19 protein-coding genes and 1 pseudogene are annotated in these 19,753 nt (G+C 33.9%); 7 read left to right on the forward strand and 13 right to left on the reverse strand.

All coding sequences use genetic code 11. The annotated features are described in order from the left end of the window. The first annotated feature begins 37 nt into the window (after positions 1 to 37). Genes ACI9TV_RS07935 through ACI9TV_RS07950 form a run of 4 tightly spaced genes read left to right on the forward strand, consistent with a single transcriptional unit; the run spans position 38 to position 3,404 of the window. Complete coding sequence (locus ACI9TV_RS07935; protein WP_415250241.1) at positions 38 to 1,735, forward strand: acetolactate synthase large subunit; 1,698 nt, start codon at positions 38 to 40, stop codon at positions 1,733 to 1,735. Further along, positions 1,735 to 2,214 (forward strand): acetolactate synthase small subunit, encoded by a 480-nt coding sequence (gene ilvN / locus ACI9TV_RS07940; RefSeq protein ID WP_415250242.1) that lies wholly within the window; start codon positions 1,735 to 1,737, stop codon positions 2,212 to 2,214. Before ACI9TV_RS07935 ends, ilvN begins: the two co-directional genes overlap by 1 nt. A gap of 4 nt (positions 2,215 to 2,218) precedes the next feature. Continuing rightward, complete coding sequence (gene lpxD, locus ACI9TV_RS07945) at positions 2,219 to 3,169, forward strand: UDP-3-O-(3-hydroxymyristoyl)glucosamine N-acyltransferase (RefSeq protein ID WP_415250243.1); 951 nt, start codon at positions 2,219 to 2,221, stop codon at positions 3,167 to 3,169. A gap of 28 nt (positions 3,170 to 3,197) precedes the next feature. Next, positions 3,198 to 3,404, forward strand: coding sequence for a hypothetical protein (locus tag ACI9TV_RS07950; protein WP_415250244.1), 207 nt, complete (start codon positions 3,198 to 3,200; stop codon positions 3,402 to 3,404). 13 nt (positions 3,405 to 3,417) lie between these two features. Here the strand turns inward: ACI9TV_RS07950 and ACI9TV_RS07955 are convergent, their stop codons facing one another. The 9 genes and pseudogenes from ACI9TV_RS07955 to hisS form a co-directional block, all read right to left on the reverse strand. Then, on the reverse strand, positions 3,418 to 4,584 hold the full coding sequence (locus tag ACI9TV_RS07955; RefSeq protein WP_415250245.1) for a pyridoxal phosphate-dependent aminotransferase: 1,167 nt from the start codon (positions 4,582 to 4,584) through the stop codon (positions 3,418 to 3,420). Positions 4,585 to 4,663: 79 nt separating this feature from the next. After that, a complete protein-coding gene (locus ACI9TV_RS07960) occupies positions 4,664 to 5,164 on the reverse strand; it encodes a CZB domain-containing protein (protein WP_415250259.1) in 501 nt (166 codons plus the stop codon). Next, positions 5,153 to 6,115 (reverse strand): annotated as a pseudogene (locus ACI9TV_RS07965) (methyl-accepting chemotaxis protein); the annotation flags it as partial. The gene ACI9TV_RS07960 and the pseudogene ACI9TV_RS07965, both read right to left, overlap by 12 nt. Positions 6,116 to 6,125: 10 nt before the next feature. Beyond that, positions 6,126 to 6,656, reverse strand: a complete 531-nt coding sequence (locus tag ACI9TV_RS07970; RefSeq protein WP_415250246.1) for a PAS domain-containing protein — start codon at positions 6,654 to 6,656, stop codon at positions 6,126 to 6,128. A gap of 140 nt (positions 6,657 to 6,796) precedes the next feature. Next, positions 6,797 to 8,248, reverse strand: coding sequence for a cytochrome-c peroxidase (locus ACI9TV_RS07975; protein ID WP_415250247.1), 1,452 nt, complete (start codon positions 8,246 to 8,248; stop codon positions 6,797 to 6,799). Between the two features lie 57 nt (positions 8,249 to 8,305). After that, positions 8,306 to 9,007: a serine O-acetyltransferase gene (gene cysE, locus ACI9TV_RS07980; protein ID WP_415250248.1), complete on the reverse strand. Its 702-nt coding sequence runs from the start codon at positions 9,005 to 9,007 to the stop codon at positions 8,306 to 8,308. Positions 9,008 to 9,016: 9 nt separating this feature from the next. Then, entirely contained in the window at positions 9,017 to 10,846 is a 1,830-nt protein-coding gene (gene speA / locus ACI9TV_RS07985; protein ID WP_415250249.1) for a biosynthetic arginine decarboxylase, read from the reverse strand. 8 nt (positions 10,847 to 10,854) lie between these two features. Beyond that, positions 10,855 to 12,582, reverse strand: coding sequence for a glutamate synthase-related protein (locus ACI9TV_RS07990; protein WP_415250250.1), 1,728 nt, complete (start codon positions 12,580 to 12,582; stop codon positions 10,855 to 10,857). A 1-nt stretch (position 12,583) separates the two neighbouring features. Beyond that, positions 12,584 to 13,795: a histidine--tRNA ligase gene (hisS, locus tag ACI9TV_RS07995; RefSeq protein WP_415250251.1), complete on the reverse strand. Its 1,212-nt coding sequence runs from the start codon at positions 13,793 to 13,795 to the stop codon at positions 12,584 to 12,586. A gap of 113 nt (positions 13,796 to 13,908) precedes the next feature. Here hisS and ppsA point away from each other — a divergent pair, with 113 nt between their 5' ends. Further along, on the forward strand, positions 13,909 to 16,293 hold the full coding sequence (gene ppsA / locus ACI9TV_RS08000) for a phosphoenolpyruvate synthase (RefSeq protein ID WP_415250252.1): 2,385 nt from the start codon (positions 13,909 to 13,911) through the stop codon (positions 16,291 to 16,293). A 13-nt stretch (positions 16,294 to 16,306) separates the two neighbouring features. Here ppsA and tmk read toward each other — a convergent pair whose 3' ends face one another. The 4 genes from tmk to flgA are packed head-to-tail and all read right to left on the reverse strand — an operon-like array spanning position 16,307 to position 18,755. Continuing rightward, positions 16,307 to 16,882, reverse strand: a complete 576-nt coding sequence (gene tmk, locus ACI9TV_RS08005) for a dTMP kinase (protein WP_415250253.1) — start codon at positions 16,880 to 16,882, stop codon at positions 16,307 to 16,309. Beyond that, positions 16,882 to 17,364: a pantetheine-phosphate adenylyltransferase gene (gene coaD, locus ACI9TV_RS08010; protein WP_415250254.1), complete on the reverse strand. Its 483-nt coding sequence runs from the start codon at positions 17,362 to 17,364 to the stop codon at positions 16,882 to 16,884. The genes tmk and coaD overlap by 1 nt, the downstream gene beginning before the upstream one ends. 3 nt (positions 17,365 to 17,367) lie before the next feature. Next, entirely contained in the window at positions 17,368 to 17,889 is a 522-nt protein-coding gene (locus ACI9TV_RS08015) for a UbiX family flavin prenyltransferase (protein WP_415250255.1), read from the reverse strand. Then, positions 17,889 to 18,755 (reverse strand): flagellar basal body P-ring formation chaperone FlgA, encoded by an 867-nt coding sequence (flgA, locus tag ACI9TV_RS08020; protein WP_415250256.1) that lies wholly within the window; start codon positions 18,753 to 18,755, stop codon positions 17,889 to 17,891. Before flgA ends, ACI9TV_RS08015 begins: the two co-directional genes overlap by 1 nt. A gap of 101 nt (positions 18,756 to 18,856) precedes the next feature. Here flgA and ACI9TV_RS08025 point away from each other — a divergent pair, with 101 nt between their 5' ends. Beyond that, a complete protein-coding gene (locus tag ACI9TV_RS08025; protein ID WP_415250257.1) occupies positions 18,857 to 19,192 on the forward strand; it encodes a hypothetical protein in 336 nt (111 codons plus the stop codon). A gap of 134 nt (positions 19,193 to 19,326) precedes the next feature. After that, positions 19,327 to 19,753 (forward strand): cytochrome-c peroxidase (locus ACI9TV_RS08030; protein WP_415250258.1); only part of this gene is annotated, 427 nt, incomplete at its 3' end.

The following is a 19,753-nucleotide window of genomic DNA, read 5'->3' on the forward strand; positions in this document are numbered from 1 at the left end:
AAATTTTCAAATAATAATTTTTAAGAGGAGACTTTTCATGCAAATTAGTGGCGCGCAAATGGTCATTGAGGCTTTAATCGCAGAGGGTGTAAACACAGTTTTTGGTTACCCTGGTGGAGCAATTATGAATGTCTATGATGAGATATACAAACAAGATGGATTTAAACATATCCTAAATCGTCACGAGCAAGCATCTATTCATGCAGCCGAAGGGTATGCAAAGGCAAGTGGTAAAGTTGGTGTAGCTATGATTACATCAGGTCCAGGTTTTACGAATGCAGTAACAGGTTTAGCTGATGCCTATATGGATTCAGTTCCGTTGGTAGTCATTTCAGGTCAGGTACCTATGAGTCTTATCGGTACGGATGGATTTCAAGAAATCGATGCAATAGGCATTTCACGTCCTTGTACAAAACATAACTACCTTGTGACTGATGCGGCAGATTTACCTAGAGTACTTAAAGAAGCTTTTTATATTGCAGCCTCTGGTCGTCCAGGTCCTGTTCATATTGATATTCCAAAAGATGTTACAGCACAAATTGCAGAATATAACTATGATATTGAACTGGAATTAGAGACATATAAACCTCATACAAAAGGGAATCCTCGTCAAATTAAGAAAGCTATGGAGGCTATAGCAAAAGCTAAGCGTCCTCTTTTTTACCTTGGTGGTGGTATTATCAATTCAGGTGCAACAGCAGAGGTAAGAGAGTTTGTTCATACAACTGGAATTCCGGCAGTTGAAACATTAATGGCACGAGGTGTCTTATCATATGATGATGAGCTCCTTGCTGGAATGTTGGGTATGCATGGCTCATATGCTGCAAATATGGCTATGAGTGAAACGGATTTAGTTATTGGACTTGGCGTTAGATTTGATGACCGGGTAACTGGTAAGCTTTCAGAATTTGCTAAAAATGCAGGTGTTATTCATGTAGATATTGATCCTGCATCAATTTCAAAACTAGTACATGCTGATTATCCAATAGTTGGTGATGTAAAAAATGTTGTAAAGGATATGTTAGAACACGTATCTAAAATAAAACATGAAAAGTTCGAGAGTTGGAGACAAACGATTAGTGACTTTGCTGAACTTCACCCTTTAATATTTCACGAAGACTCTGAGAGAATTAAACCTCAGTGGGTTGTACAAAGAGTTGGTGAACTTCTAGGAGACTCTGCAAATATATCTACAGATGTTGGTCAGCATCAAATGTGGGCTGCACAATTTTATCCATTTTCACGTCCAAATCAGTGGATAACATCTGGTGGTCTTGGCACAATGGGCTTTGGTTTTCCCGCTGCTATTGGTGTGAAAGCTGCTTGTCCAGATAAAACGTCTATTAACTTTACCGGTGATGGCTCAATTCTCATGAATGTTCAAGAACTTATGACTGCAGTTGAAAAAAAGATACCGGTTATTAACGTAATTCTTAACAATAACTTTCTCGGTATGGTACGTCAATGGCAGACACTATTTTATGACAAGCGTCATAGTGAAACAGATCTTTCTGTGCAACCAGACTTTGTAAAACTATCAGAAGCATTTGGTGGAATAGGGTATAGAGTTACTACAAAAGAAGAATTTGATGCAGCACTTAAAGATGCTGTAGAAAAAAATGTTGTTGCTTTTATAGAAGTAATTGTAGAAAGATTTGAAAATGTTATGCCAATGGTTCCATCAGGTGGAAGCTTGTTTAACATGATGTTATTAGAGAAAAAGGAGACAAAATAATGACGACTGAAAGTAGCGAAAGAAGAGTAATCTCAGTTATTGTTGTGAATGAGTCAAGTGTTTTATCTCGCATCACAAACCTTTTCTCTGGTCGTGGATACAACATTACATCTTTAACAGTTGCGCCTATTCCTGATTCTAAGTACTCGAGATTAACTATTGTAACTTCAGGTTCTGTTCGTGTGATTGAGCAAATCACAAAACAACTTCATAAGCTGATTCCAGTTTTACGTGTGTATGAGCATGCAGATTTAGTGGAAAAAGAAATGGCTATGGTAAAGTTTCCTATTACTGAAAATCTTAGCGACATAAGTGCTTTATGTGAAGCATATAATGGAAAGATTGTAAATGTAGGTGAAAACGTCATCATAGCCATGGTAGCAGATGAGCCAAAACGTGTAAATCATTTTTTAACTGCAATCAAGAGATACAATCCAAAAGAGATTGTTCGAAGTGGTGCAGTAGCCTTAGAAAGATAATCTTATGAAACTTACAGAAATTGCAAAAATAATTGGTGCAAATTTTGATGGTGTAGATTTTGAAATAGATAGTATGAATACTTTAAAAGATGCACAAGGCAACGAGTTGTCTTTTGTAGCAAGCTCTAAATATGTAAAAGATATAGCTAGTTCTAATGCTGGCGCTATGATAGTGGATGTGAAGACACTAGAAGAAGTTCCCGAGGGTTGTGTTGCATTAGTTGTTCAAAACCCATATTGGGAGATGGCAGAACTCTCAAAATATTTTGCCCCTCCTATTGAAAATAATACACTTCCTTCACCTATTATTGGTTCGAATACTACTATTTCAGATAAAGCAGAAATTGCGAATGGTGCGATCATTGGCGAGAACTGTACTGTGATGGCTCATGTATATATTGGTACTGATGCAGTCGTTGGCAATAATACAGTGCTTCACCCGAGTGTTACAGTATATAGAGATTGTAAAATTGGTAATGATTGTATGATTCATGCAGGAACTGTTATAGGTAGTGATGGTTTTGGTTTTGCTACAAATAAGTTGGGTGAGCATAAAAAGATTTATCAAAATGGGAATGTAATTGTTGAAGATGATGTTGAAATAGGCTCTAATTGTACCTTTGATAGAGCAGTATTTGGCAGTACTCTTATTAAAAAAGGTGTTCGTATAGATAATCTTGTTCATATTGGACATAATTGTGAGATAGGTGAATACTCTGTTTTAGTTGGACAAAGTGGCTTTGCCGGATCGACGACAATGGGTAGAAATACTGTATTTGGTGCACAATCAGGTGCTGCTGGACATTTAGAGATAGCTCCCTTTAATACTTTTGCTGCACGAACAGGTGTAACGAAAAGCATTAAAGAAAGTGGCTTAACTTTTGCTGGTTTTCCTGTAATGGGACATCGTTCGTGGCTTAAACTTCAGGGAAAATTAGCTAGACTTATCAAATAAATTTAACTTATACTAAAAGGAATTAAACATGTCGAAAACAATTGCACTAAGTGGAACAAAGAAAGGCGTTATATCTGTAAGTAAGATAGATGAACCATACGGAAAAGATAGTCATTCTATTGCAAGTATTGGTATCTCTTTAGTTGGAAATGCAGAAGAACCTGAGTGGAAAGTTCACCTTCCAATGGATAATTTAGATGCAGTAATTGAAGCTTTACAGGCTCTAAAATCATAAAGTAGGTTTATACCTACTTTATACTTGCAACATAATCTGCAATTCTTTTAATACCTTCTCTAATAGTATTTATATCTGTCGCGAATGAAAGTCTAAAGTAACCTTCACTACCAAATGCAATACCAGGCACTACAGCTACTTGTTTCTTATCTAACAAATCCTTTGCAAATGCAAGTGAATCAGAACTTACTTCTTTGATATTTACAAAAAGATAAAATGCACCATCTGGTTTTATAACACTTAATCCATCTATCTCATTCATAAGTTTTACAGCTTCATTACGACGTTCAATGAACGCTTCTTTCATCATAGCTATATCTTCATCTGCACTTCCATCAAGTCCTGCAATTGCTGCCATCTGTGTAATAGAATTAATGTTAGATGTACTTTGAGACTGAAGCTTTTTAGTGGCTTTAATAAGCTCAGTGTTTGCTGCAGCCATATAACCAAATCTCCATCCGGTCATTGCAACTGATTTTGAAAGACCATTGATCGTTACAGTTCTTTGATACATATCTTTACTTACAGCTGCACATGAAGTAAAGGTACCTTCGTATGTAAGTTTTTCATACATTTCATCACTTGCTACAATAATATCTGTACCCTCTAAAACTTTTCCAATTGCTACAAGTTCTTCTTTTGTATAAATACAACCAGTTGGATTAGATGGAGTAGTTAATACAAGCATCTTTGTCTTACTTGTAATAGCATTTTGTAATTGTTGGGGAGTGATTTTAAAACCATCTGTATCGTGTGTTTCAATTTCAACAACTTTACCACCACAGTATTTTACTAATTCGGGATATGTTACCCAATACGGTGCAGGGATAATAACTTCAGCACCATCTTCGATAGTAGCAGCAAAAAGATTAAAAAGTGAGTGTTTCGCACCATTATTCGCAATAATTTGGTTTGGAGCATATGTTAAATTATTGTCTCTTTTTAGTTTAGTTGCAATAGCTTCTCTTAAAATTGGGTATCCATCAACTGGAGTATATTTAGTACATTCTGCATTGATGGCAGCAATTGCAGCATCTTTAATAACTTGAGGTGTTCCAAAATCTGGTTCCCCCGCTGAAAAACTAAGTATATCTTTACCTTGGGCTTTTAACTCTTGAGCAAGTGTTGTAATAGCAATAGTAATTGATTCTGAAAGTATGTTAACTCTTTTAGTTAGCATTGAAATCTCCTGTATAAAGTATATATTATTATACTAAAATAATAATATATACAAGTTTATAGAAGGTATTTTTGTAGATTTAGATTTTCTCTAAGTCTACATTACCTTCTGTTTCTTTAACAAGTTGATCCATAAGAGCAAAAAGGTCTTGAGAAGATGTTTCCGCTGTATCGAAGTTTTTGATAATTATTGATTTATTTTTTTGTAAAGAGTCTATACCTTCCTTTACAAAGCTTATATTTTGCGAGATTGATTTATGAAATAGTTCGTGGGAGTGAGACATTTTTTCTAAGGTTTTACTCCCTTTAAATAGTATAGAAGCTACATTGTCATACCATTGGCCAAATTTACATCCGTGATGATCTACCGAGAGAGTATCATCTTTATTTGTCCCATTTGTAACTGATGTATATGCTTCTGACTTGAAAATTATATGTTGTATTTTATAGATAGTCATCATCAAGTCTATTGTATTTATATTTGCACTAGCTGAGTTAATCTCTAGTTGCTGATTAAATCCATTAATAGTATGCAAAAATTCATCCATAGTTTCGTTAGATGAAACAGCAATATTATTCATTTTCTCAGAGTTTTCAGAAATATTACTAGACTCTTGTTGTAGAGTCGCAATTGTAATCGAAATTTCAGAAGTTGCCTTTTGAGTTCTCTCTGCTAGTTTCCTTACTTCATCTGCGACAACGGCAAATCCACGTCCATGTTCACCTGCGCGAGCAGCTTCTATAGCTGCATTTAAAGCTAGAAGATTTGTTTGGTCTGCAATATCTTTAATAAGCTCCACTACTGAACTAATATCATTTACATTAGAATTAAGAGATGTAATTGCATCAGAAGTATTCGTTATGAGTTCGTAAAGTTTATTCATTTCAGTACTTGTATTATCCACGGACTTATTTGTCTCATGTGAAAGCTCCGCTGTATGTTTTGTTGATATCGCTACATCTTTAATTTCATCTCCAATATGCACAATATTATTCATAATAAGATCTAGATTTCCTTTAACCCCACCATTACTTGAAGATAATTCTTTTGAAAACATACCTGAGAGTTGATATGTTGCATTTTCTTTCATGGCCTCTATTGTACTTGCAACCGCTTCTGCTGTTAGTTTAAATTCACCATGAAGGCCAGCGGAAAACATTGTTCTTGTTCTATCTCCATTTGTAACTGCTTCAATACTATTTCTTGACTCACGAAGAATCACTTCTACTTGATCTAGCATATCGTTAATAGAACCTGCAAGTATTCCGGCCTGTGAAGTTGAATTCTCATAGCTAATACGATTTGTTAATTTACCTTCTGAAACTTGATGTGTTATATCTAAAATTTTTTGAAATACTGCATCATCTTCATTAGAAGCTGTTACGGTATTTGGAATAAAAATAAATACTACACTCAAAACTAGTAAAATTACAGGTACTATAAGTATTTCATGCCCTACAAATAAATAAATAGCGATAGTAATATTGAGTCCCAAGTAAGCTAGGGTTTTATAGTTTTTTAGATTTTGCATTGTATCTCCTCTAGCCTTTTTGTAGATTTATAACGAGATCATTATATGTTGTTTTGTGTTGTGCTAAAAAATCTCCAAGTAATTTACCAGATGCTTCGATGCCACCTTTTTTCTCTGCATCAACTAAAAGGCCATACACTGGAATGATTGTATCAATCGCAGTTTGAGGTGGCTTACGTCTGAAAGATGAATATCCAATAATTTTTCCTTCTTGATCATAATCAGCTGTAATATATGCAAATACCCAATAGTAACCACCATCACGTTTAAGGTTTTTAACAAAACCAAAGAACTCTTTCCCAGATTTAATTAAATCCCATGCAAGCTTAAATGCCACTGCAGGCATATCTGGATGGCGAATAAGATTGTGGTTTGCACCTATAAGTTCTTTTTTTGTATAGCCGGACATATCGATAAAGATTTGATTACAGTAAGTTATATACCCTTTAGTATCGGTTTTTGATACAATAAAGTCATCTTGGTTCATTGTCTTTTCGTTTTGTGTAGTATGAGGGGCATCGCTTTTACTAAGTTTTTGCATAAGTGATAATCCTATAATTAATTTACTATTAGTTTTATTAATAACATGTATTTAGTATAGCATAATGCAACTTTTTCATTAGTAAGCTTTTAACTTATGTAGGAAAAACCTAAAAGCAGGTTGGATTTATTTATTTAATTTTAGAGTAAACTACTCGATGCATCAATAGCATTTAAACGTAATTCATCAGGTCCAGTTACACTATTATCAGGAATCCACTTCCCAATACAAGAACGATCTTTTAAGCATGCATCTGTTAATGTTTTAAGGAATGCTACTAGTTCATTGATTTGTACAGCACTTAAACTTACATTTTGATGTGGAGAAATACCTAATAACTTATTATTATTTAGTTGATTGAGCGCCTTGCTTGTATTTACTAAATAGTTAGTTGTTTTAACAGTAGTATCTAATAAGGTTGTATCATATTCAGCTATCGCAGTGTCAACATCTAGCATATGAGAGACTATTCCTTCTAGTGTAGTATATGCTCCATCATGTCCCCAAGGACCGGTTAGCTCAGTATTTAAAAGGGTAGGTGTTCTAAATGCATACCTATGTGATGTATTTAGGTCAATAACCTCTCGACCAAAATCATCATCTCCAGCTACTTTACCTTTTCCAACTTGTGGTATTGCCATTACATGATAGTTTTCATCTGTAAAAAAATCCCCACTATGACAAGCTACACAATTAACCCCACCATCTTGATAAGAACTGTAAAATAGTATAGCTCCACGTTGGGCTTGATTTGATATTGCACTTGCATTACCTTCAACAAATGACTTCCAAGGTGTATCTATAAAAAGTTGTGAGTTCTCATATTCACCAATAGCATCGAGTATATTGTTCATTGTAACTGAGTTAGCTCCATAAACAGAGTCGAATTCAGCTTGCCATGAGTTCGCTATATAATCTAGTTGAAGGTTGTCATTTAGTCGGAATTCTAAATGTGTACGTACTTGTGCATTTGTACTTCCAGCTTCAAAAGTAAATCCTCTCATTTCTTCGTGCGAAGTAATGGGGAAGAGAGCTTGTGCAGCAGCTAAATTTGCTCCTGCATTAGCATCAACTATTCCAAGCCCAGAATCTGGAGTACTAATACCACCAGGCACATTAGCAACTCGCCCATCCCAAAAAATTGCTTTATCCCATAAAGCTACATTGTAGGTTGAAGGTGCATTTCTAGGTACAGGAGCGTAGCCAGTATCATAGTTTACAGCAGCAGAGTTATGTGTTCTCCCATTACCTAGTAATTCTGGAATATCTGCAGCTACACCAATAGATAATGAAAGGTTATCTCCACCTCCAAGGCTTGGGTGATGACAGGTAACACAAGCTGCATCTTTATCTCCACCTAAGGCTTTGGAGAAAAAAAGTTTCATTCCTAACTGTGCTTTTGCACTACTGATTAAAGGTATTATTTTCCCAGTTGCTGGGTTTCCTGTAGAATTATGTTCTTCTATGAGAGTATAGACTCTATTACTTGTATTTGTCGTAGCAGAAGTACCATTGCCACCACTACATCCTAAAAATAATAATGTACTTAATGGAATGATGAATAGTTGAGTTTTTTGCTTTTTTAGAACCAAAAAAAGTCCTTTTATTAAATTAGTATGATTACAGTAGTTTAATTATATGATACTTTTTTAGTTTTTCATTGCTTTAATAAAAGATTCGTAGATATTTTCTAGTTCGAGATCTTCTTCTAAAACTGATTTGTTGTCCTCAACCAGAATATGTTCTAGTACTGCTACACGCTTAAGTAGGTACTCAAACATTTCTTTGTTAATATCTGGAAGCATATTATGCATAAATGGATCAGTACATCGTCCTTTTTCTATAACGTGTGCTGGAATACCAATGGCTGTAGAACAATCAGGTACTTCTTTAACAACAACAGAATTCGCACCGATTTTAGCATATTCACCAATAATAATATTTCCAAGTATTTTAGATCCAGCACCAAGAACAGCACCTTTACGAATAGTTGGATGACGTTTACCTTGTTGAAGTGAAACTCCACCAAGTGTGACACCTTGATAAATAACAACATCTTCTTCAATTATTGAAGTCTCGCCGATGACAACTCCAGTACCGTGATCTATAAAAACCCTTTGACCAATGCGCGCAGCTGGGTGAATATCTATATGTGTAAAGATTTGAGTAAGACCCATAATCATTCTAGCCAAACGCTTAAAACCTGCGTTATGAAGTCTACTTCCTACACGATACCAAGCAATAGCCCAAACACCAGGATAGTTAAAGAGAAAATCTAGTTTTGAGTTAAGTGCAGGATCATTTTTGTAAGCATTTGAAAAATCTTCTTTGATATCACTATAAATTCCCAAGTTGTACCTTTAGTTTGTAGTTCGCAGATAACCATTTTGTTCTAACAATGATTGTAATTGTAGAAGTGTATCTGTTTTTTCTTTTTCTGTGATAAAGTCACTGTTTAATAAACCAACTTCAAGCTTATTTAAAATTTCATCTTCTTTATAGCCAATAGAATTTAAAATTTCTAAAATACTTTTAGATTCAATATTATGTGAAATGCTGTAACTTTCATCGTTTATATCGATAGTATATTCGCTAGGTTTTGTAAATAAATTGTGATTCATACCTAAGGTTTCTTGATATGCTCCAATATTAAAAAAACCAAGAAAATATTCTTCATGATCTAAATCAACATCATGCAGATAGAGTGGTTTAAGAGGGTTGAAACCAATTTCACCATCACTATCACAAGTAATGTCCCATAATGCTGCTGCACGATGAGGAGCTGTATTTAAATGGTGAAGAGGCATTACTGGAAAATGTTGGTTAAGCCCCCAATAATCAGGAAGACTTTGGAAAATTGAAGCATTGATAAGATAGCGTTCTTGAGTTTTCATTTGGAGTTGTTCTAATTCTTCTGTTGGACTAGATGATTTTAAAAAGAGTGCTTTTTTGATAATATTATGTACAAGAATTTCACCATTGGATCTGTCTTGTAAGTCAATATATCCTAAATCAAAAAGTGTTAAAATTGATTCCATATGATCAAGTGCATCGTGAAGGTACTCTATTGCATTTGACTCCGTCAGTTGTTTATTAAGATATTGAAGTTCATCAATAAGGGGTGGATTTTTTTCTTTAAAGTTAAGGAGATTCTCTTTATAATCTTGAGAAAAAAGTTCTAAAACAGGGGTAATTAAAACTGCATGAGAAGCTACTATATATCTCCCAGATTCAGTAAAAATATTTGGATGTTTTACATTTTTAGCATCCATAATTTCACTTATTACAAATACAACACTATTTGAAAATTCCTCTATAGAATAGTTACGTGATTTGGCTGTTGAGTGTTGGTCGTATTCAACGGCCAAACCACCCCCAATATTTATATTTTCTAAATACTTAGCTCCCATACGTCTAAGTTCTGCATAAATATTTCCAGCCTCACGAAGTGCTTTTTTCATAGGGGATATATCATCCATTTGAGAACCAATATGAAAATGGATCATACTTAAACGATTAAGAAGTTTTGCATCTCGTAAAAGATTAACTGCTTCTATAATCTCTGTTGAAGTGAGACCAAATTTTGCATCCATTCCACCACTTTTTGCCCAAGTCCCGCTGCCACTACTATGAAGTCTAACTCTTATCCCAATATTTGGAACTTTTAGTGAACTTTCAGAGGCTACCTCTATAATTGTCTCAAGTTCATTTAAACCTTCAACTGTTAATGTAATGTCATGTCCACTTTGTGCTGCAATAAAACCTAGAGTAATCATCTCTTTGTCTTTAAAACCATTTACTGTGATATTTGTATTTTTTGTTACTTTAGCCATTGCTAGTACTAATTCAGCTTTACTTCCAGCTTCGAGTCCATAACCATACTCTTTTCCCTCCTTAACAATAGCATCAATTGCATTTGGAAACTGATTTACTTTAAGAGGAAAGACAGCATTAAATTTACCTTGGTAATTTATTGCTTCAATAGCGTTACCAAAGTTAGTATAAAGACTATGTATTTGTTTTTTTATAAGATGTGGAAATCTTAGTAAAATAGGACCACGTGTATTATTGTCTCTAATACTTTCTATAATATCCAATAGGGCAGGTTTACTCTTATAATTAACTTTTAAATTTCCATTATCAATTAAAAAATTATCATTTGCCCATATATCTAAACCAAATTCTTTCATTTTATTGCCTATAGGTGGAGTTTTTGACGAAAGTGTAAGTCTACATCAAAATATATTTCACCATTATTATTTTTATATGTAAGTAAGTTCTTATTTAAACTTTTAATATTTTTTATACCCATAACACATAAAACAACTTTCATACTTTTAATAAGGTTTTTATGATAATTTCCAATCTCTACACCCTTTTTAACGACGAGGTAGGAAGCTCTTTTTTTCGGGTCTTGTGTAGCCATTCCGATAGGACAAACATGAGAGCCAAAGCCTGAACACATTTTTGCACGTATACATCCCCCACTCATCATAAATCCACGAGCAATTCCTATTGCATCTGCTCCCATACACATTGTTATAATGGCATCATCTGGTGTTAACACTTTACCACTTGCTACAATCTTAACATCTTCACGAATATCATATGCTTTTAAAATCGTATCTAATACATATAGAGCATTATTTGTTGTAAGACCAACTGACTCCATGAGCTCAAGTGGAGCTGTAGCACTCCCACCTTCACCACTGTCAACTGTAATGAAGTCAGGTAAACTTCTACCTGCCTCTTTTCTTTTTGCCATCTCTTCAACCATCTCATCAATCGCTCCGGCATCTGAGATAACTATTTTAAATCCAACTGGTTTCTGAGAAAGCTTTTGAAGTCTTTCAACAAAATCAAGTAAGTGAGTTGTAGAGTCTGCAAAAGGGAACCTATTTGGTGAAAATACATTTTCTCCTTCTGGAACACCTCTATAATAAGCAATGTCAGCAGTAACTTTAGCACCAGCTAATTTACCACCAGTTTGTTTTGCACCTTGTGCAATTTTAATCTCTGTCATACAACAAAATTTCATAACTTTTTGGTATTTCACTTCATCAAACTTTCCATCTTCATCACGAACGCCATAAAGGCCAGAACTCATTTGAAAAATCATGTTGGGAAGACTCTGTGGAACTTGTTGTGGAAAGTCTTTGATATCAGCTTTCCAATTCACACGAAAAAGGACATGAGAAGCGGCATCGTAAAGATAGGTGTTTTGCGTTTTTTTATTAAGTAAAATAGTTCTATACCATTTGAGCGCAATTGCGCGATTAAAGAGTTTATCTCCAATTTTAAATGCAAACTCCGCTAATGGAGTACTTTTAATTATTTCAAGGTATTTAGAGTTCTCCAAATCAGGTTTTAATGTAAAGAGGTGGTTAGATGTAAGAGAACCTTCTCCCGTATTAATCGTTAAATTAGAATTTACTCCAGCTAGGGAGAAAGCTCGTACAGATTCGGGGGAAAGTGCACCATCACTCATAGCTGAACGAATAATTGGAGTATGAGACGTAAAAGGATTTTCTCTATCTTTACCAAAGACTACACTTGTATCTTCATCTACTTCATCTTCATTAAGAACATTTGTCGCATGTTTCATGATAAACCTAGAACCACCAAAAGGTTGTGTTACTGAAAATGATTGGTAGTTTTGCACATCTTTAGCAGCTTTGTAGACCCAATCAACTTTATCTTTAGAATCATAAAAACTTTCTTCTGCAAAGTACTGACGCATTGGTTCACGAAGAGCTTCAAGTAAGTATCTTCCCCTACCGATAACAGGATAGTTAATTAAAAGAGCATGCTTACGTTGGACATACTTATCGTGAATAAAAAGCATAAAGAGACCTATAACCCCTGCGACTATGAAAAATTCAAAAAAGTCTAAAAATAGACCCCATAGTTGGTGAAGTGTTTCCATATTAGAAATCCTTTATATTAATAGTGTTCTCTGATTTATCTTCTACATTTTTCACGACTATTTTACCACTTTCTATTTCATTTGAACCAATAAGTACAAAATATTTTGCATTTACTTTATCCGCACCTTTTATATGGTTCTTAAAGTTTTTAGCTTTATAATCAATGGTAACTTTATCTGTATGTCTTTTCTTATGTGCGAGTTGTACAACTAAGTCTACAGTCTCTTCATCCATCGCACCAATGTAGTAACCGCTCTTTATATCTTGTGGCATCTGTATGAGTTCCATAAGTCTCTCAATCCCCATAGCAAAACCAACAGCAGGAGTAGGGCGACCATCAAGAAATTCTACAAGTCTATCGTAGCGTCCACCACCAGCGATAGCACTTTGGCTTCCTATGTCATCACTGACAAATTCAAAGGCAGTTTTTGAGTAGTAATCAAGTCCGCGAACTAGATTTGTATCTATCTCATAGTTGATTTCATTGTCATCAAGGATTTTTTTGAGTTTAGTAAAATCAGTTTCACATGCCTCACAAAGATTGTTTATAAGTTTAGGAGCGTTTGTATAAAGAGTTTGACATTTTTCATTTTTACAATCAAGTACACGAATAGGGTTTATGTCTAGTCTGCGTATACAGTCTTCACATACTTCGTCTTTACACTCAGTTACAAACTTTACCAAGTTATCTCTGTATTCTGGCATACAGTTATTATCACCAAGAGAATTGATCTGAAGTCTGTACCCAATGCCACATTCACGTAGAATATCTGCAACCATCATAATCATGTTTGCATCTTCATACACGCTATCTATTCCAAAACTTTCAACTCCAAATTGGTGAAATTGTCTTAGACGACCTTTTTGTGGTCTTTCATAACGAAACATAGAACCATGGTAAAAGAAACGGTGAATTCCGCCTGCTTTATCAAGTTTCTTTTGAATAAAAGCACGAACAACACCTGCCGTTCCTTCGGGACGAAGACAAACATCATTTTTACCCTTGTCTATAAACTGATACATCTCTTTACCAACGATATCACTAGACTCGCCAACAGAACGTTTAAAAAGGGCAGTTTCTTCTAAAAGAGGAGTCTCTATAAAGTGAAAACCATATCTTTGTGCCACATCTGTAGCAGTATTTATGAAGTATGTAAATCTTTCATAATCCTCACTTAAAATATCATTCATTCCTCTTAGTGACTTAACCATCTTTATCCTTTGTGTATAGTGATGAAAGGATACCATTTTTAATCTTTATTTGATTTATAAATATAAGGATTTTTGGCGTATAATAGTTCTTAATAAACCCTAAGGAGTAAAAAATGAAATATATACAATTTTTTAATGAAATAGGTATCCAAGATATAGATAAAGTTGGCGGTAAAAATGCGAGTCTTGGTGAAATGTACAGTAATCTAAGTTCTCAAGGAATAAGTATCCCTAATGGTTTTGCAACAACAAGTGATGCTTATTGGTTACTTTTAGAAGAAAACAATATAAAAGATTCTATAAAAAATATACTTCAAGATCTTGATATATCGGATACTAAAAACCTTCAAAAGCGTGGTAAATATATTCGTGAACTTATTTTGGATTCGCAGTTACCAAAAATATTAGAAAAAGAAGTTCTAGAAGCATATACGATACTCTCACGTGGATATAACTCTAAAGGGGTTGATGTTGCGGTACGCTCATCAGGAACAGCAGAGGACTTACCAGATGCTTCATTCGCAGGACAGCAAGAAACTTTTTTAAATATTAATACTCCCCAGAAGCTACTACACAGTGTAAAAAAATGTTTTGCCTCACTGTTTACAGATAGGGCGATTAGTTATAGAGAAAGTCGTGGATTTGAGCATTTTAAAGTTGCTTTATCTGTTGGTATACAAAAGATGGTTCGAAGTGATAAATCTTCGAGTGGAATTATGTTTAGTATTGATACAGAGAGTGGCTCAGAGAATTTAATATTAATCAATTCGATTTATGGTTTAGGTGAAAATGTTGTGAGTGGAAGGGTAAATGCAGATGAATTTTTTGTATTTAAACCTACACTTAAAAAAGGTATAAACACTATTTTAAAGCGTGCTTTAGGAAGTAAAAAAGAGAAGATGTTATATAGTGATGATGGACAGAGCACTATAAATGTACAAACAAGTGATGCCCAACAAAATAGTTTTTCTATAAATGATGCAGATGTTATAGAGTTGGCAAAACAAGCTTTAATTATTGAACAACATTATAAAAAGCCCATGGATATAGAGTGGGCAAAAGATGTATATGATGATAAACTTTATATTGTTCAAGCAAGACCTGAAACAGTTCAAAGTAAACAAAATGAGCTCTTAAGTGTAGAGAAGTATTCTATAAAAGTTGCAGAAGATGCGAAAATATTAACATCTGGTAGAGCAGTTGGAGAAAAGATAGGTTTTGGAAAAGTTAACATTATAAACGACACATCAGAATTTTCTAACTTTAATGAAGGTGATGTTTTAGTAGCAGATACAACAAACCCTGACTGGGAGCCTATTATGAAAAAGGCATCTGCTGTTGTAACTAATCGTGGTAGCAGAACATGCCACGCAGCTATTGTGGCTCGAGAGATAGGTGTATGTGCAGTTGTTGGTTGTACTAATGCAACAAAGGTATTAAAAAGTGGGGCACTTATTACTGTTAGCTGCGCACAGGGAGATGAAGGCTTTATCTATGATGGTGAACTTGCCTTTGAGAAAAAAACAATAGATCTAAGCCAATTAAAATCTACAAAAACAAAATTGCTTGTGAATGTTGGAAACCCAGCACAAGCTTTTAACTTGGCTAAGATGCCAAATGATGGGGTAGGTCTTGCTCGAATGGAGTTTATAATAAACAATGCGATAAATGCGCATCCAATGGCATTAGTCAATATGAAAAAATCAAATCATGTAAGAGATGAAGATGAAATTCTCTCATTCATGCTTCCATACACAGATACTAAAGAGTTTTTTATAGAAAAACTAAGCGAGGGTATAGCTACTATTGCTGCAGCATTTTATCCAAGAAATGTCATTATCCGAACAAGTGATTTTAAGAGTAATGAATATAGAAACATGCTTGGTGGTTTAGAGTATGAAGCAAATGAAGAGAATCCTATGATAGGCTTTAGAGGAGCTTCAAGATATTATGATGAGAGCTATCGTGAAGCTTTTGAGTGGGAGTGTCAGGCACTTAAACGTGTAAGAGATGAGATGGGTTTAAAGAATGTCAAAATAATGCTCCCTTTTGTTAGAACCGTACTTGAGGGTAAAAAAGTTATAGAGATAATGAACACTCAAGGTTTAGTTCAAGGGAAAAATAATCTTGAAATATACGCTATGTGTGAGATTCCAGCAAATGTTATTTTAGCAGATGAGTTTTTGAAAGTATTTGATGGGTATTCTATCGGTTCAAATGACCTGACACAATTAACTCTTGGTGTTGATCGAGAGAGTGAAAAAATAGCGCATATTTTTGATGAGAGAGATGAATCTGTTAAAAGAATGATTAAAATGGCTATAGATGCATGCAAAAAAGCTGATAAATATATAGGTATTTGTGGGCAAGCACCTTCTGACTACCCTGAAATAACGCAGTTCTTAGTTGAAAATGGGATAGATTCTATCTCACTAAACCCAGATTCATTATATACAATGAACAAGGTAGTAAGTGAATTGGAAAATAAAAAGGGATAGAAGGAAAGGCGTTTTAACTATTGATATTGTTTAATATGTTTTGAGTAATTGTTTTTCTATTTTGTGTAGCATCTATCTCTACAAGCTCTAATCCAAGGAGCTTTGTAGCCTCAACTATTGCATCTTGAATGTTTAGAAGGTACTCGCTTCCTCGAAGTTCAATTCCATCTAGTTCTTTTTGGGAAAGTCGGTATTCAAGTTCTTTTTTTGTAAGACGAAGGAGAAATACTTTTTCAGGGTAGGTGTTATTAGTAGCAAAGTTGTTTAATGACACTAAATCTTCACAAGAAATTTCACCTTGTACTAAGGCATAAGCAACACCACTTACAGCACTTCTATCTGAGATAATCATTTTATCAAGATTTGGTTCCACAACTTCTTGCATATGTTCAGCACGATCCGCTAAAAAAAGTAAGAATTCTGCTTTTTTACTTTTAGTACGAGCCGATAAAACTATATCTCGTATCTCTTTACCAATTTCTGTAGCCCCTGGCTCTTTCGTGATAATAGCATCTTTAAAATGTTGGGCTAATTTTGAGATTTGTGTACTTTTTCCTGCCGTATCAATCCCTTCTATAGCAATATACATTAACGAATATTTCCTATGATTTCTTCTACTGATTTTGGGAGCAAGTGATCTATCTTCCCGTTGAATTTTAAAAGATTACGTATGAATGATGAACTAACAAAAGCATGTTGTAATTTTGGCATTAGGTATACAGTCTCTATACTATTATCTAAAGAGTTATTAAGATAGGCTAGTTGTAGCTCGTATTCAAAGTCACTTGCAGTACGAAGACCACGAATGAGTATGTTCGCATCATGAGCACGGGCTAGTTCAACGGTAAGGTTATCAAATCCGACTACACTCACATGATCTAAATTATGTGTAGCTTCTTTGATCATATGGATTCTTTCTTCAAGTGTAAACATTGGTTGTTTATCTTCAGAACTTGCAACAGCTATGATAATTTCATCAAAAAGTCCTAACGAACGTTCAATAATATCGAAATGACCATTAGTTATAGGGTCGAATGTTCCAGGGTAAAGTGCTGTTTTCTTTCTAGTCAAATTTTATTCCCATCTTTTATATAAATTATTTTCGATTCCAAGTAAATCAAACCATTTTCCAATGATAAAGTCTTCCATCTCATCAAGCGTTTGTTGCTCAGAATAGTATGCCATAACTGGTGGAGCTATTATGACTCCTAAAGTTGCGAGCTTGTGCATATTTTCCAATGCTATTGCAGAAAATGGCATTTCTCTAGGAGCTAAGATAAGCTTCTTCTGCTCTTTAATCATAACTGCAGCGCAACGCGTAACTAGGTTGTCACTTATCCCACAAGCTATCTTTGCCAATGTATTCATACTACACGGTGCAATAATCATAGCATCAACGCCAAAAGATCCAGATGCTATACTTGCAGATATATCTTCACCCTTGTGAACAACAGCACCTATCTCTTTAGCTAAGACTATTTTAGAACTCTTGGACATTATAAAGTGTTTTTCTATCGTTTTTGGCAACAGTTCGAGTGTTTTTAAACCCAAGTTAACACCACTCGCACCGCTTGTAGCAACAACAATTTTCTGCACTATTTTACCTCCACTCTATTTTTACCAATGACTCGTACTTTAAGTCTTTTTTTATTACGTTTTTCTATTGTAATTATATCGTTTAGTTTTCCATTTTGTAAGGCTTTTGCCGAAAAAGATATATTTATACTGTTGTCTTTAAAATTCACTGTTACGTGAGCCCCTCTTTTAACAAGGTTTAAAGTTTCTATATCTCTAGATGTGATGATAGAATCGACCTTTAGGTTTCTTTTACTTTGTGTAACATTGAGTTGATGCACATTGATTGGTATAGCTCTAAATTTGTCAAATTGAATACTTTTTTTGGTACTATTTAAAGCTGAAATTCTCTCATTTCTCTTTATGGACTTTTTAGATACATAAATATAAATTTTTGCATCAATTGTATAATTAAAAAACAATTTCTTCTTATCTAAGGTTTTAATACTTAGTGTTCCACTTCTAGAGAGATAAGACCTTTTTTGCATAATGATTTCAAATTGTTTTGGAAGGGACTTAATATACCCACGTGGCATAATAAAAATGGAATTTATTTTTATATCTGGATATTTTTCTTTATACAAGGTAGCAATGCTTGACTTGATTTTAGATGTGTCAATTGGGCTATTTTTTGTGAAGAGAATATAACTGCTAGATGCGAGAATATTTTTAAACCCATGTTCTTTGAGCAATTTTAGAACTTCTTTTGATTTAACTCTTTTTGTATATCTTTTTTGCTCAATTTTAAATAAAGTTACATCATACGAAGCACTTGGAAGAATATCTTGAAGTTTTATATTCCTAGAATCGATGTAATAAGTACTGTTGAGAGTTATGGCAAATGCTTTAAAAGAGAAAAGAAAAATTAGAAATATTTTTACTAGCATTCCATTGTTCCATCACTTTTGTAGGTATTAGTACCATTCTAGCATTATTTTATTTACACTTAGAATTGGTTATAATTGTTAAAATACTTTAAGAGAGAATAATGCTAAAAATAGATGAAGAAATTAGCTTAGAAATTGAGCATGAAACAAACAAATGTAGAATGGAATTAGTCAGCCTGCAGTCCCACTATTATATGTTGATAATTCAAAACTTATTTATAGAAAACTTAAAGAAGCATGAAAATATTGAACTCTATAGTAAAAATGAACTCCTGGATATGCTTAAAACTTTAGAAGATATAATTTATGAATTAGAAGCAGAATCAACGATTGAAGGTATGCAAAAATACAATATGAGTAACTCATTGCCTTTTATTGATGAATCGCTTAAAAGAATGATGAATAAACATGGTTTTAGTGGATGGAAAATTAATTAATTTTTAGTTGAGAGTTTATTGTCTATGGGTTATATGGAATTATTATATAATGAAATACAAATAAATAAAAATTATATTGAAGTGACAAAAGTAAAAGTATAAAGCTTTTGTCTTAAATTTTACAAAGGGTTGAAATGGTTAAATTGTTACTAGCATTAATTTTTTTAGTTTTCAGTCTATATGCTGAACCAATAACTCCCATTATTAATGTAGCTAACCTAGATGCGAAAAAAGTTGCATTAGGAAAACTACTTTTTTTTGATTCAATTTTATCAGCAGATGACACAATTTCTTGTGCAAGTTGTCATAAACTCGATGAAGGTGGTGATGATAATTTAAAATTTTCTTTAGGTATCAATGGGCAATTTGGTGATATTAATTCCCCAACTGTATATAACTCAGTATATAACTTTAGACAATTTTGGAATGGACGTTCAGAAAATTTAGCCGAACAAGCAAAAGGACCAATAGAAAACCCTATAGAGATGGGAAATAATTTTAAAAATGTGATTGATACACTCAATAAAACAGAGTACAAAGAGCATTTTAAGAAGATATATA

The organism is Sulfurimonas sp. (assembly GCF_047622445.1).
In the GTDB taxonomy this organism is placed as follows: Bacteria; Campylobacterota; Campylobacteria; order Campylobacterales; family Sulfurimonadaceae; genus Sulfurimonas.

Excerpts from the sequence above, each read along its gene's own strand:
- ACI9TV_RS07935 (WP_415250241.1), top strand. The coding sequence starts at position 38 with ATGCAAATTAGTGGCGCGCAAATGGTCATTGAGGCTTTAATCGCAGAG.
- ilvN (WP_415250242.1), top strand. The coding sequence starts at position 1,735 with ATGACGACTGAAAGTAGCGAAAGAAGAGTAATCTCAGTTATTGTTGTG.
- lpxD (WP_415250243.1), top strand. The coding sequence starts at position 2,219 with ATGAAACTTACAGAAATTGCAAAAATAATTGGTGCAAATTTTGATGGT.
- ACI9TV_RS07950 (WP_415250244.1), top strand. The coding sequence starts at position 3,198 with ATGTCGAAAACAATTGCACTAAGTGGAACAAAGAAAGGCGTTATATCT.
- ACI9TV_RS07955 (WP_415250245.1), bottom strand. The coding sequence starts at position 4,584 with ATGCTAACTAAAAGAGTTAACATACTTTCAGAATCAATTACTATTGCT.
- ACI9TV_RS07960 (WP_415250259.1), bottom strand. The coding sequence starts at position 5,164 with ATGAATAATATTGCTGTTTCATCTAACGAAACTATGGATGAATTTTTG.
- ACI9TV_RS07970 (WP_415250246.1), bottom strand. The coding sequence starts at position 6,656 with ATGCAAAAACTTAGTAAAAGCGATGCCCCTCATACTACACAAAACGAA.
- speA (WP_415250249.1), bottom strand. The coding sequence starts at position 10,846 with ATGAAAGAATTTGGTTTAGATATATGGGCAAATGATAATTTTTTAATT.
- ACI9TV_RS07990 (WP_415250250.1), bottom strand. The coding sequence starts at position 12,582 with ATGGAAACACTTCACCAACTATGGGGTCTATTTTTAGACTTTTTTGAA.
- hisS (WP_415250251.1), bottom strand. The coding sequence starts at position 13,795 with ATGGTTAAGTCACTAAGAGGAATGAATGATATTTTAAGTGAGGATTAT.
- ppsA (WP_415250252.1), top strand. The coding sequence starts at position 13,909 with ATGAAATATATACAATTTTTTAATGAAATAGGTATCCAAGATATAGAT.
- tmk (WP_415250253.1), bottom strand. The coding sequence starts at position 16,882 with ATGTATATTGCTATAGAAGGGATTGATACGGCAGGAAAAAGTACACAA.
- flgA (WP_415250256.1), bottom strand. The coding sequence starts at position 18,755 with ATGCTAGTAAAAATATTTCTAATTTTTCTTTTCTCTTTTAAAGCATTT.
- ACI9TV_RS08025 (WP_415250257.1), top strand. The coding sequence starts at position 18,857 with ATGCTAAAAATAGATGAAGAAATTAGCTTAGAAATTGAGCATGAAACA.